Source organism: Ollibium composti (assembly GCF_004801285.1).
Taxonomy (GTDB): Bacteria; Pseudomonadota; Alphaproteobacteria; order Rhizobiales; family Rhizobiaceae; genus Mesorhizobium; species Mesorhizobium composti.
The window spans coordinates 186,937-199,656 of record NZ_SSNY01000008.1 but is presented as its reverse complement, the minus strand read 5'-3'; the positions used below and the strand labels follow the sequence as shown (position 1 = coordinate 199,656).

8 protein-coding genes are annotated in these 12,720 nt (G+C 65.6%); 5 read left to right on the top strand and 3 right to left on the bottom strand.

Going from position 1 to position 12,720, the window contains the following annotated elements; all coding sequences use genetic code 11:
* Nucleotides 1–68 precede the first annotated feature (68 nt).
* From E6C48_RS14935 to E6C48_RS14925, 3 genes are all read right to left on the bottom strand, one after another.
* Nucleotides 69–1,718 carry an ABC transporter substrate-binding protein gene (locus tag E6C48_RS14935; RefSeq protein WP_136358569.1) on the bottom strand — a complete coding sequence of 550 codons (1,650 nt, stop codon included), beginning with the start codon at nucleotides 1,716–1,718 and terminating at the stop codon, nucleotides 69–71.
* Nucleotides 1,719–1,784: 66 nt separating this feature from the next.
* Entirely contained in the window at nucleotides 1,785–3,344 is a 1,560-nt protein-coding gene (locus tag E6C48_RS14930) for a trimethylamine methyltransferase family protein (RefSeq protein WP_136358567.1), read from the bottom strand.
* Nucleotides 3,345–3,380: 36 nt separating this feature from the next.
* Nucleotides 3,381–4,397, bottom strand: a complete 1,017-nt coding sequence (locus tag E6C48_RS14925; RefSeq protein ID WP_136358565.1) for a LysR substrate-binding domain-containing protein — start codon at nucleotides 4,395–4,397, stop codon at nucleotides 3,381–3,383.
* Nucleotides 4,398–4,603: 206 nt separating this feature from the next.
* Between E6C48_RS14925 and E6C48_RS14920 the strand changes: the two genes are divergently transcribed.
* The 5 genes from E6C48_RS14920 (at nucleotide 4,604) to otsB (ending at nucleotide 12,704) form a co-directional block, all read left to right on the top strand.
* Complete coding sequence (locus E6C48_RS14920) at nucleotides 4,604–6,586, top strand: oxidoreductase (protein WP_136358563.1); 1,983 nt, start codon at nucleotides 4,604–4,606, stop codon at nucleotides 6,584–6,586.
* 146 nt (nucleotides 6,587–6,732) lie between these two features.
* Complete coding sequence (locus E6C48_RS14915) at nucleotides 6,733–7,794, top strand: glycosyltransferase family 4 protein (protein WP_136358561.1); 1,062 nt, start codon at nucleotides 6,733–6,735, stop codon at nucleotides 7,792–7,794.
* Between the two features lie 14 nt (nucleotides 7,795–7,808).
* The gene (locus tag E6C48_RS14910) at nucleotides 7,809–10,019 is read left to right on the top strand and encodes an amylo-alpha-1,6-glucosidase (protein ID WP_136358559.1); all 2,211 of its coding nucleotides are present in this window, start codon (nucleotides 7,809–7,811) and stop codon (nucleotides 10,017–10,019) included.
* Between the two features lie 127 nt (nucleotides 10,020–10,146).
* Nucleotides 10,147–11,961, top strand: coding sequence for an alpha,alpha-trehalose-phosphate synthase (UDP-forming) (locus E6C48_RS14905; protein WP_136358557.1), 1,815 nt, complete (start codon nucleotides 10,147–10,149; stop codon nucleotides 11,959–11,961).
* 5 nt (nucleotides 11,962–11,966) lie between these two features.
* A complete protein-coding gene (gene otsB / locus E6C48_RS14900) occupies nucleotides 11,967–12,704 on the top strand; it encodes a trehalose-phosphatase (protein ID WP_136358555.1) in 738 nt (245 codons plus the stop codon).
* Nucleotides 12,705–12,720 lie beyond the last annotated feature (16 nt).

The window sequence follows — 12,720 nt, the reverse complement described above, 5'->3', positions numbered from 1 at the left end:
GTGCGGGCCAACGGCAGGTTCTTCAATATCGAACGCGTTCCGGCCCGTTCATCCGAACCGGAGCGGGATCAGGCGTCCAGCCAGACGTTCTGCAGGTCCATCTCGAAGGTCTGGTGAACGCCGTAGTTCCTCACCTTCTTGTTCATATGGCTGAAGAGCTTCTGCCAGTACGGCTGGATGATGATGCCGGAATCCTGCAGGATCGTCTCCAGGTCCTTCATCACCTCCTTGCGCTTGTCGACGTCGTTGATCGACAGCGCTTCCTTCAGCTTGGCGTCGAAATCGGGATTGGAATAACCCGTTTCGTTCCACGCTTCGCCGGTACGGTAGCCGAGCGCCAGGATCTGCACGGCAAGCGGGCGCATGTACCAGATCGTCATCGAGTAGGGATATTTCGTCCAGTCGTTCCAGAAGGTCGAGCCCGGCAGCACCGTGCGCTTGACCTTGATGCCGGCCTCGCGAAGCTGCGCGGCGATGGCGTCGCCGGTATTTTTCTGCCAGTCGTCCTCGATGGTGATCAGTTCGTGCTCGAAGTCGGCCTGGCCGGCCTCGGCCATCAGCTTCTTGGCTCCCGCCGCGTCGCGCGTCTTCTTCGGCAACGGGTAGTAAGCGGGCTGGATCGGGCTGACATGGTGGTTCTCGCCGACGGTTCCGCGCCCGTTGTAGCCGAGCTGCAGCACGACGTTGTTGTCGACCGCCATCTGCAAGGCGTTGCGTACCCGCTGGTCGTCATATGGCTTGTTGGTGACGTTGGTGCGCGCCACCAGCGTGGTGGCGGTGGCGACCTCGGACTTAACCAGATCCATCTTGTCGAGGATGTCGATGAAGTCGGCCGGTGTCTCGAGGTTGATGTCGATCTCGCCGGAATCGAAAGCGCTGACGGTCGCCGAGAAGTCGGTGCCGTAGTCGATGAATTCGACGCCGTCGAGGGGCGCTTCGCCGCCCCACCATTTGCCGTTCTCGCGCCGCTTCACCACCGCCTTCTGGCCGACATCGTAGGAAACCAGTTCGAACGGGCCGGTACCGATGGGCTTGGTGATGGGATTGGCGCCATCGGCATCGAAATTGCGATGCACGATGAGCGCGGGATAGTCGGTGAAATTGGCGATGAGCGAGATATCCGGCTCCGCCAGCGTCAGCTTGACGGTGTGGTCGTCGACCTTGGTGACAGCGCCGTCCCTGGCCTTGCCCGTCTTGGCGTCGATCATGCCGCCGACGCGCGCCGCCATGGAGTTGCCGGCCACGCCCTTCTCGCACCAGCGCGTCACGTTGTAGACGACGTCGTCGGCGTTGAAGGCGTCGCCATTGTTCCAGGTCACGTCCTTGCGCACATGCAGCACATATTCGGTGGCGCTGTCGTTGACGTCCCAGCTTTCCAGAAGCACCGGCTCGAAGGTGAACTCACGGGTGTAGCGCACCAGCGGCTCGAGCCAGGTGCGCGAAATGTTGGCAAGCTCCACCCAGTCGTAGGTGCGTGGATCCTTCTGCGCCTTGACCGGCATCGCCACGCGCAGCGTGCCGCCCTTCTTGACTTCGTCGGCATGTGCCGTCTGCGGCACGGCGAGGCCGGCCATGCCGTAGGCAAGCGCCGTCGATGCACCCAGCGCGCTCGCCAGCGACAGAAATTCGCGTCGGTCCATGCGCCCTTCGCGAACGTCCTTCGCCATCTGTTCCACGGCTGCCGGCACGCGGTCGCCGTTGCTTCTGTAGAATGCCATTTTCTTCTCCTTCTTCGTGTTCCCGGCCGCGCTTGCCTTTAATGGCTTTCTGTCGCGACCAATTCTTCAGGTGACTGTATCCGGCAGCTTTTTCTCGGCTTTCGCGATGAAGTCCCTGAGGCCTTCGGCGATGCCTTCGTCGAGCCTCGGCTCCTCATAGTCGGCCAGCATGTTGCGCGCCTTCTCGCGACCGCGCGTGTCGTGGTCCTTGGCCCCTTCGGCCTTCCACTGCTCGTAGGAATTGAAATCCATCAAGGTGGGCATGAAGAAGGCGGATTCGAAATGATCGAGCGTGTGCTGGGTGCCGAGGAAATGGCCTTGCGGACCCACTTCGCGGATGGCCGCCATCGCGTCCTTGAAATCGTCGAACGACACGCCGCCGGCATATTTGTACCAGCCGACGAGTTGTTCGCAGTCTGTGGCGAATTTCGAGTAGCCGCAGGTCAGGCCCGCTTCGAGCCATCCGGCGGAATGCCAGATGTAGTTGGCGCCGGACAGGATCGCGGCATGCATCAGCATGTTCGATTCGTAGCCTGCCTGCGCGTCGTTCAGCTTCGAGCCGACATGGAAGCCGGAGGTGCGCCACGGCAGCCGGTATTTCCGTGCCAGCGCCCCCATCAGGTACATCATCTGCGCCGCTTCCGGCGTGCCGCCCATCGGTGCGCCGGTCTTCATGTCGACCGTCACCATGAACTGTCCATAGATCTGCGGCGAGCCGGGACGCAGCAATTGCGTGAAGGCGACGCCGGCAAGCGCCTCGGCGTTGACCTGCGCGACCGCGCCGACGGCCGAGGCCGAGGTGGAGGCGCCGCACAGCGCGAAGGGTGCCAGGATCAGCGGCTGGTTGTGGCGCGCATAGACCTTCATCGCGTCCAGCATGGTGGCGTCCCACACCAGCGGCGAGTTGCAGTTGGTGATGGAGACCAGGACGGAATTGTCCTTCACGAAGTCTTCGCCGAAGACGATGCCGGCCATCGCCATCGTGTCCTCGGCGCGCTCCTTCGAGGTGACGATGCCCATGAACGGCTTGTCGGAATGCTTGAGCGCCGAATGGATGATGTGCAGGTGGCGCTTCGGCACCGCGATCTCCATCGGCTCGCAGATGATCGAGCTCGACGAATGCAGCGCCGGTGCCATGTAGGCGAGCTTGTGGAAGTTGTTGAGGTCGGCGAGCGTGCCGTAGCGCCGGTTGTTGTCGAGGTCGCGCACATAGGGCGCGCCGTACATCGGCACGAAGATGGAATTCTTGCCGCCGACCTGGACGGTGCGCTCGGGATTGCGGGCGTGAAGCGTGAATTCCGCCGGTACCTTCGACACGAGGTCCATGAGCAGGGCGCGGTCTATATGGACCCGCGTGTCGGAGACGTCCGCGCCCGCCGCCTTCCACAGCGCGATCGCCTCGTCGTCGCGGAACTCGCAGCCGACGTCTTCCAGTATGGCGAGCGATTCCTGGTGGATGAGTTCGACCGCCTCGTCGGGAACGATCTCGTAGACGGGAATGTTGCGGACGAGGGTTGGAAACGAAGCGACCGGTGCGCTTCGCATCGTCCTGCGTCCGACGCGGCCGCCGCCGCGGCGATAGGATGGGGGTGCTTCCGGTGCTGCGAGCGTGTCCGTCGTGCTCATGCTGGCTCTCCCTTGAGCAGGATGCACCCGCAACGATCACCCGGAATGCACCTTGCCCTGACCTCTAGGAGAACGCCTGCGAACCGGTTGTTCAAGCGAAATAGGAAGCCGGCTCGCTTGAGTTGAACTCAACGATCCAAGGGAGAGCAACCAGTCCCTCAGCATGACCGCCTGCGGGCTCAACGGCCGGCGGGCGCTCCACGTCACGAAGTAGGATTGCGGCGCCGCGATCGCCGCGTCCGTCACCCGCGTCAGGCTGCCGGCCTCGATGAGCGGCGCGACCAGGCTTTCCCAGCCCAGCGCCACGCCCTGTCCGCTGCGCGCCGCCTGCAGCGCGATGACGTAGCTGTTGAAACGGCGCACGTTGACGTGCCGGTCCGGATGGCCGACCTCGCGCAGGAATTCCGCCCAGGTGGTCCAGGTCCAGTCGATGCCTTCCACCGACAGCAGTTGCAGTTGCGCCAGGTCCTGCACCGATTTCGCCGGATACGCCTTGGCGAATGCGGGGCTGGCGACGGGAAAGATACGGTCGTCATAGAGCTTGGCCGACAATTCGTCCGGCCATTCGCCGTCGCCATAGCGCAGCCGCAACTCCACGTCCGGCCGGTCGAGGCCGTGCGGATGATCCGAGATCACATGGTCGACGACGATGTCGGGATGGCTGTTCCAGAACGATCCCATGCGCGGCATCAGCCACAGCTGCGCCATCGCCATGGTGCAGCCGACGGTCGCGACGGGCTGTCCGCCCAGCGATTTTATCTGCCGGAACGCAGATGCCATGCGCTCGAAGCCTTCGCGCATCGCCGCCGCCAGCGTCTCGCCCTCGCGGGTCAACTCGATCGCCCGGTGCCGGCGCAGGAACAGCGGAATGCCGAGCTCTTCCTCCAGCATCCTGACCTGCTTGGAGACGGCGCCGGGCGTGACGTTGAGTTCGTCCGCCGCCTTGGTCAGGCTCAGGTGCCGCGCGGCCGCCTCGAAGGCGGCGAGGGCGATCAGCGAAGGCAGGCTATAGAAGCGGCGGACCATGTGGATCGTAACCCTGACAATATCCACGCCGCGCGCTGCGGCTCGGTTGCGAATGAAGATCTATTTCCCGGCATCGGTTGCCTGTGGCTCAATCGCCGGAGAATTACGTTCAGCTTGACTATTAGCCCCGGTTGGCCGTCGATGTGCAACCCTCGTCTTCCTGTGCGGAGACGATTGCGCCGCAGGTACCAGATATGCGCTCGGCCAGGAGTCGGCGCTCAAAGGGAGGGGCGATGACAGAGCGGATGTTCAGGCGGCTGTTCACGCCGGCCACGTTGCGCGGCAAGAAGCTGCGCAACCGCATCGTCTTCGGGGCGCATACGGCGAACATGGCGGAGGACGGCCTGCCGACCGAACGGCATGTCGGCTATTACGCCGAGCGGGCCATCGGCGGTGCCGGCATGGTCGTCGTCGAGCCGATGCCGGTGCATCAGGCCGCGGTGCTGACCCGTGGGAATTTCCGCCCGTCCGACGACAGCGTCGTGCCGCATTTCCGCAAGGTGACGGAGGCGATCAAGGACAACGGCGCCGTCGCCATCCAGCAGCTCTACCATGTCGGCCAGCATGCCGATGCCGACAATTCCTACCATGCCGGCTGGTCGCCGTCCGGCCTGCCGAGCTATCACGATTCTGACGGCTCGCACCGCATGACCGAGGCCGATATCGAAGAGACGATCGACGGCTTCGTCCAGGCGGCGCGGCGCTGCCGCGAGGCCGGTTTCGATGGCGTCGAGGTCTGGGCCGCCTATCATTCGATGCTCGACCAGTTCTGGACGCCCTGGTCGAACCGGCGCGACGACCGCTGGGGCGGCAGCCTGGAAAACCGCACCCGCATGAGCCGCGAGGTGATGACGCGCATCCGCAAGGTGTGCGGCGAGGATTTCATCGTCGGTCTGGCGATCAACGACGAGCCGGACGTGGGGGTGGCCTTGCAGCGCGAGGCGCTGGCCGAGATCGCCGATCGGCATGATCGCGACCATCTGATGGACTACGTCACCTGCGGCACCGGCTCCTATTTCAGCTTCGAGAAGATCATCCCGCCTTTCGTTTACCCGGAGAAGCTCGGCGCCGACCTGTCAGCTATCATCAAATCGGCAGTCCGCCATGCGCTTGTGACCGCCGAAAGCCACATCCGCACGCCGGAGAATGCCGAGAGTGTGCTGAGCGAAGGCCGCGCCGATCTCGTCTCCATCGTGCGCGGCCAGATCGCCGACCCGCACCTTGCCAACAAGGCGGCGGCCGGGCACGCCGAAGACATTCGCGGCTGCCTGTCCTGCAACCAGATGTGCTGGGGCCGGCGTTCGCGCGACTACTGGATAAGCTGCGTCATCAATCCGTCGGCCGGCCGCGAATGGGAGTGGGGTGGCGACCGCTTTACCCCCGCCGAGCGGCCGAAACGCGTGCTGGTCGTCGGCGGCGGGCCGGCCGGGTTGGAGGCCGCGCGCGTGGCGGCCGAGCGCGGGCATCGGGTCGTGCTCGCCGAGGCTTCGGACCGTCTCGGCGGGCAGTTCAGGCTTGCCGGTATGCAGCCGCGCCGCGCTCAGATCACCGACCTTGTCGACTGGTACCAGCGCCAGCTCGCCCAGCTTCAGGTCGATGTGCGCTACGGCCAGTATATGGAGGCCGACGATGTCTCGCGCGAAGGTGCCGATCACGTTATCGTTGCGACCGGCTCCCTGCCGCCGGACGGCGCCTTCCAGCGGGTGCTGCCGCAACTGGACACCATTCCGGGCGGCGGCGAGGTGCATTCCGCCGAGGCCGTGATGGCACGCGAGGTAAGGCCGGGAAAGCGCGTGATCGTGCTCGACGACGGCGGAAACTGGAAGGGATGCGGTACCGTCTGGAGGCTCGCCGAGGATGGTCACGAGCTGACGCTGGTGACGCCGGACGCCTTGGTCGGCAAGGAGCTTCAGCGCATGGCCGCGGACGCGCCGCTGCGCCGCGCGCTCGTCCGCCTCGGCGTTCGCTTCGTCACCGAAAGCGCCGTGACCCACTGGGACGGCAGGACGGCCACCATTGCCTCGCTGCTCGACGGCACCGAGCGGCAGGCCGAAGCCGACACGCTGGTCTTCGCCGGCACCAATCTTGCCGCCGACAGTCTGTCTGCCGACCTCGATGCACGCAAGATCGCCTTCACCGCGATCGGCGACTGCACCGCCGCGCGCCAGGCCGCCTTCGCCTTCTACGATGGGCGCAAGGCGGCGCTCGCCCTGTGACTTGATCGTCCGCCGGAACTGGAACCGGCCTACGACAGCATGTCTTCGGGAACGATCCCGCCGCTGGCGCATTGTGCCACGGGTTGAATCGCGGCCGTGCGGCTGCTCATGAGTCATGTGGAGAGGGAGCGGTAGGGGACTGCAACATGAAGATCGCCCATGTCGCGCCTCTCTATGAATCGGTCCCGCCGCAGCTTTACGGCGGGACGGAACGCATCATTTCCTATCTGACCGAAGCACTGGTCGATCTAGGCCATGACGTCACCTTGTTCGCCAGCGGCGACAGCCGCACATCCGCCAGGCTGGTGGCCTGCCGGGAACAGGCGCTCCGGCTCGACCCCCGTCCGTTGAAGTCGGAAATCGCCGCTCACCTCGCGATGCTGGAGGAGGTGCGCAGCCGCGCCGACGACTTCGACGTCATCCATTTCCATCTCAGCCATTTCCAACACTTCCCGTTCTTCGAATACATGGCCGGACGTACCGTCACGACGCCGCACGGACGGCTCGATTATGTCGATCTCGCGCCGACCTATCGGCGTTTCCCATCCTTTCCGATGATCTCGATTTCGCGGAGCCAGCGCGCCCGGTTGCCCGACGCCAACTGGATCGCCACCATCCCACACGGGCTGCCGCTCGACCTCTATGAGCCCGACTACGAAGCCGGCACCGACGGTACCTATCTCGCCTTTCTCGGGCGGTTGTCGCGCGACAAGCGGCCCGACCGCGCCGTCGAGATCGCCCGCCGTACCGGATTGAAGTTGAAACTCGCGGCGAAGATCGGCGACGGCGATCGCGCCTATTTCCGCGAGGTGGTGGAGCCCCTGATCGACGGCGACCGCGTCGAATATGTGGGCGAGATCGAGGAGGCTGAGAAGGCGGCGTTCCTTGGCAATGCGGCCGGCCTGCTCTTTCCCATCGACTGGCCCGAGCCCTTCGGCCTCGTCGTCATCGAGGCGATGGCCTGCGGCACGCCGGTGCTGGCCTGGAACTGCGGCGCCATGCCTGAGATCATCGATCCCGGGGTGACGGGCTTCCTCGCCGAATCGATCGAGGACGCGGTGGCCTCGATGCCGGATTTGCTCGGTCTGGATCGGCGCCACGTGCGCGAGACCTTCGAGGCGCGCTTTTCCGCCTCCCGCATGGCCCGCGATTACGCGGCCGCCTATGCGCGGCTGCTGGGCGGCGGCACGCAGGCGCAGGCATCCTGATCGCGGACGGACGGATGGCGTCAGGACAGGAACAGCAGATCGCTGAAAACGGCACCCCGAACGTCGCGCCGCTGGACGAACGCAAGCTCGATCCGGCGGTGGCGCTAGCCGCGCTCGACGAGACGGCGCCGCGCGAACCGCACCGGCTGTTCGCCCTCAAGCACGGTGACTGCTTCGCGGTGGCCGATTCCTATGGCGACATACGCGGTATCGGCGACGGCTTCTTCCGCGACGACACGCGCGTACTTTCCGAATTCCGCCTGACGCTCGGCGGCCGCTCGACTTCGCTGCTCGGCGCCTCGCTCAGCCAGGACAACGTGCTGTTCACCGCAAACCTCACCAACCTGCCGATCAAGAGTGCCGGCGGCCGTGATATCCCGCAGGGCGGCGTCCATATCGAGCGCGTGCGGCTGATCTGGCAGGATCGCCTGTTCGAGCGCATCACGCTTTCCAACTACAGCCAGGAGCATTCGACCGTGCTCCTGTCGCTGCGCTTCGCGGCGGACTTCCGCGACATGTTCGAGGTGCGCGGCTCGACGCGCGCCCAGCGCGGCACGGTGCGCGCCGCCGAAGTGGGCGAAAACTCGGTGGCGTTGCGCTACGACGGATTGGACAAGCTGGAACGCAGTTCCGTGCTCTCCTTCTCGCAGGCGCCGGACCGGCTTCTGGAAAACCGCGCGGATTTCTACATCGCCGTCACCAAGCGCAGCCGCCGGACGCTTTACGTCGAGGTAGGCGCGGAGGTCGCCGACACGCCGGGGGTGGAGCGATTCCGGGGGGCGACCGCGCGCGCCCGTTTCGCCATGCGGGCGAAGCGGCGCCACGGCGCCACCGTCCACAGTTCGGGCCGTGTCTTCAACGACTGGATCCAGCGTGCCCGCGCCGACGTCGCGCTGCTGACCACCGAACTGCCGACCGGCCCCTATCCCTATGCCGGCATCCCCTGGTTCTCCACCGCTTTCGGACGCGACGGCGTCATCTCCGCGCTCCAGATGCTGTGGCTCAATCCCGGCCTCGCGCGCGGCGTGCTCGCCTTCCTGGCCCAGCATCAGGCTGCCGAGACGTCGCCCTTCAGCGACGCCCAGCCGGGCAAGATCATGCACGAGACGCGCAAGGGCGAGATGGCCGCGCTCGCCGAACTGCCTTTCGGCCGGTATTACGGCGGCGTCGACACGACGCCCCTCTACATCCACCTTGCCGCCGCCTATGCCGGGCGCACCGGCGACATGGATTTCATCGACGGTCTGTGGGATTCGCTGACGGCGGCTGCCGGCTGGATGGAGGAAGCCAGCCGCGCCACGGGTTTCGTCACCTACCAGCGCGCGGCGGCTTCTGGCCTGGCCAACCAGGGCTGGAAGGACAGTGTCGATTCCATCTTCCATGCCGACGGCCGCATGCCGCCCGGGCCGATCGCCCTTGTCGAGGTGCAGGGCTATGTCTTCGCCGCCTATCGTGGACTTGCCGCGCTTGCGCGGCGGCGAGGCGAAGACGCGCGGGCGCAGCATTGGCAGGAACGGGCCGAGACGATGCGGCAATTGGTGGAGGACCGCTTCTGGCTGGACGATCTCGGCACCTATGCGCTTGCCATCGACGGTGAAGGCCAGCCATGCGAGGTAAGGACCTCCAATGCCGGCCATCTGCTCTATGTCGGCCTGCCGACGGAGGAGCGTGCGCGCCTTGTGGCCGAGCAACTGCTTTCGGCATCGTTCCAGTCGGGCTGGGGCATCCGCACGCTGGCCGACGACGCCATCTTCTTCAACCCGATGTCCTACCACAACGGCTCGATCTGGCCGCACGACACCGCCATCTGCACGGCCGGGCTCGCGCGCTACGGTGTGCGCGAACAGGTGGTGCGGCTGATGAGCGGGACTTTCGAGGCTGCCGTGCATTTCAACATGCGCCTGCCGGAACTGTTCTGCGGCTTCACGCGCGCGCCGGGCGAAGCGCCGATCGCCTATCCGGTCGCCTGCCTGCCACAGGCCTGGTCGGCGGGCGCGGCCTTCATGTTCATGCAGGCGTGCCTCGGCATCGAGATCGACGGCTGGAAGGGCGAGATCACGGTGACACGTCCGAAAATGCCGATCGGCATCGACACGCTGGTCATCCGCCACCTCGATGTCGGGGACGTCAGCGTCGATCTGAACTTCCAGCGCATAGGGGATCGCGTAGCCGCCTTCCTCGGCGACCGCTCCGAGGGGCTGGTGCCCCTCATGGTGCGCAGCTGAGCGACTGCCGGAACGAATGCGACCCCCGCGCGTTGCTCATGTCCGGTCGGGTGGGTGACCATCCGGCAACATCCCTTGAACCCATAGGTGAAAGCCCTCCGTGGAGGGCGAAGGTTTTTCGACCGTCATGACAAGCAACGACCCGGACCTGTTCCTCTCGCTTTCGGCGATCTGGGTCTTGCTTCTTGCAAGCCTGGTCCTGTCCCTCGTTGCGGTGATCCTGGTGGTGCGGACACGGCGCGGCAGAACACCTCGCAATCTCGCCAACACCGCTTACGCCAATCCGGATTCGACCGTGGAAACCGCGCGCACACCGCTGCGGGAATTCGAGAAGAACGGCCAGTCGGCCGATGCGGCGCTGGTCAACTGGACCCCCGACACGCTGCGCAAGATTCTTGCCGACGAACTGCCGGGCGCGCAGGTCATCGTGGTTTCCAACCGGGAACCCTACATCCACAATCTCGTCGACGGTCCCGACGGCGACGAGGTGGAACTGGTCGTGCCGGCGAGCGGCCTCGTTTCGGCGCTCGAGCCCATCACGCGCGCCTGCAACGGCACATGGATCGCCTATGGCGGCGGTTCGGCCGATCATCTCACGGTCGGCGCCGACGATAGCATCCAGGTTCCGCCGGACCGGCCGTCCTACACGCTGCGGCGCGTCTGGCTGAGCGAAGAGGAGCATGAAGGCTACTATCTCGGCTTTGCCAACGAGGGGCTCTGGCCGCTCTGTCACATCGCCTTCACGCGTCCCGTCTTCCGCACCTCCGACTGGGAAACCTACCAGGCCGTCAACCGCAAGTTCGCCGACACGGTCGTCAAGGAAGCGCGCAACGAGCGGCCCATCGTGCTCGTCCAGGACTATCATTTCGCCTTGCTGCCGCGCATGATCCGCGAAAGGCTGCCGGAGGCGATCGTCATCACCTTCTGGCACATCCCTTGGCCGAATTCGGAAGTCTTCAGCATCTGCCCGTGGCGCGAGGCGATCCTCGACGGGCTGCTGGGCAGTTCCATCATCGGCTTCCACACGCAGTTCCACTGCAACAACTTCATCGAGAGCGTCGACCGGTTCATGGAAAGCCGCATCGAGCGCGAAGACGCCGCCATCTCCTATGGCGGGCAGACCAGCCTCGTGCACGCCTATCCGATTTCCATCGAATGGCCGCCGGTGCAATTGGAAACCCTGCCTTCGGTGGCCGAGTGCCGGCGCGACGTGCGCGAGAAATACGGCCTGGCCGACGATGTGAAACTGTGCGTCGGCGTGGAGCGGCTCGACTACACCAAGGGTATCCTCGATCGCCTGCGCGCACTGGAAGACCTGTTCGAGCGGCATCCCGAATGGATCGGCAGGCTCACCCTGCTGCAGGTCGCGGCGCCGAGCCGGGGCACGCTGCCCGCCTACCGCCAGTTGTACGAGGAATGTCATCGCTACGCGGATGAACTCAATCGCCGCTTCGGCCGCAACGGCTCCAAACCGGTGCTGATGGTGGCCGAGCATCATTCGCAGCGTCAGGTCTACGAGGTCTATCGCGCGGCGGACCTGTGCCTCGTCACCAGCCTGCACGACGGCATGAACCTCGTCGCCAAGGAATTCGTCGCGGCCCGCGACGACGAACGGGGCGTGCTTTTGCTGTCGACGTTCGCGGGTGCGTCCAAGGAGCTTCTGGAGGCGCTGATCGTCAATCCCTACGACGTGACGATGATGGCCGATGCGCTGCAGCAGGCGTTGACCATGCCCGAGCAGGAGCAGCGAAGCCGCATGCGGCGCATGCGCGAGATCGTGCGCGACAACAACGTCTATCGCTGGGCGGGCTCGATGCTGCTCGATGCCGCCCGCCTGCGCAAGCGCGGCGAGATGGAGCGTGCGACGGCGCATGGCGGCCCGCCCGCCGGCAACGGCAACCTGCTCACCATGATCCGTCGCGGCCGGGTGGCGGCACTGTGAGCGGCATGGATCTGTTGCCGCCGCCCGATCTCGACGGGCCGAACTGGGCGCTGTTTCTCGACATCGACGGCACCCTCGTGGAACATGCACCGCATCCGGACGCGGTGGTGGTCGATGCCGACCTGCGCATCCTGCTCGCCGCATTACAGGAGCGCTTCGACGGCGCGCTGGCCCTGGTGACCGGGCGGTCCGTGGCGGCGGCCGATCGGCTGTTCGCGCCGCTGGAACTGCGCGCGGCCGGGCTTTACGGGCTGGAACACCGGCTGGAGCCGGGCGGCCCGGTCGAGCCGGCAAAGGAGCCTGCCGACATCGCGGCATTGGCCGACGAGATCGAGGTCGAATTCGCCGGCCGCAACGTTCATGTCGAGCGCAAGGGCCCGATCCTGGCGATCCACACGCGCGCCGCCCCGGATCTTCTCGACCGGGCGATCCAGCTTGTCGAACAGGCCTTGACGCGGCTCCCGCCGAACTATCGCCTGCTGCCCGGCAACGCCGGCGTCGAACTGATGCCGCTGGAAGCGGTCAAGGGAGCCGCGATCCGGCGCTTCATGAGAATGGAGGATTTCCGCGGGCGTCGCCCGGTCTTCCTCGGCGACGATACCTCCGACGAAACCGGCTTCGAGGCGATCAACGAGGCGGACGGCATCTCGATACGGGTGAAGCCGAACGGCGCGACGCTGGCCGGCCATGCTCTCGCCGATGTCGCCGCCACGCTCGAATGGCTGCGGCGGCAGCGCCGCTGACTTTCCGTCTGTGCAC

Coding starts and splice junctions, on each gene's coding strand:
- E6C48_RS14935 (WP_136358569.1), bottom strand. CDS start 1,718: ATGGCATTCTACAGAAGCAACGGCGACCGCGTGCCGGCAGCCGTGGAA.
- E6C48_RS14930 (WP_136358567.1), bottom strand. CDS start 3,344: ATGAGCACGACGGACACGCTCGCAGCACCGGAAGCACCCCCATCCTAT.
- E6C48_RS14920 (WP_136358563.1), top strand. CDS start 4,604: ATGACAGAGCGGATGTTCAGGCGGCTGTTCACGCCGGCCACGTTGCGC.
- E6C48_RS14915 (WP_136358561.1), top strand. CDS start 6,733: ATGAAGATCGCCCATGTCGCGCCTCTCTATGAATCGGTCCCGCCGCAG.
- E6C48_RS14910 (WP_136358559.1), top strand. CDS start 7,809: ATGGCGTCAGGACAGGAACAGCAGATCGCTGAAAACGGCACCCCGAAC.
- E6C48_RS14905 (WP_136358557.1), top strand. CDS start 10,147: ATGACAAGCAACGACCCGGACCTGTTCCTCTCGCTTTCGGCGATCTGG.
- otsB (WP_136358555.1), top strand. CDS start 11,967: ATGGATCTGTTGCCGCCGCCCGATCTCGACGGGCCGAACTGGGCGCTG.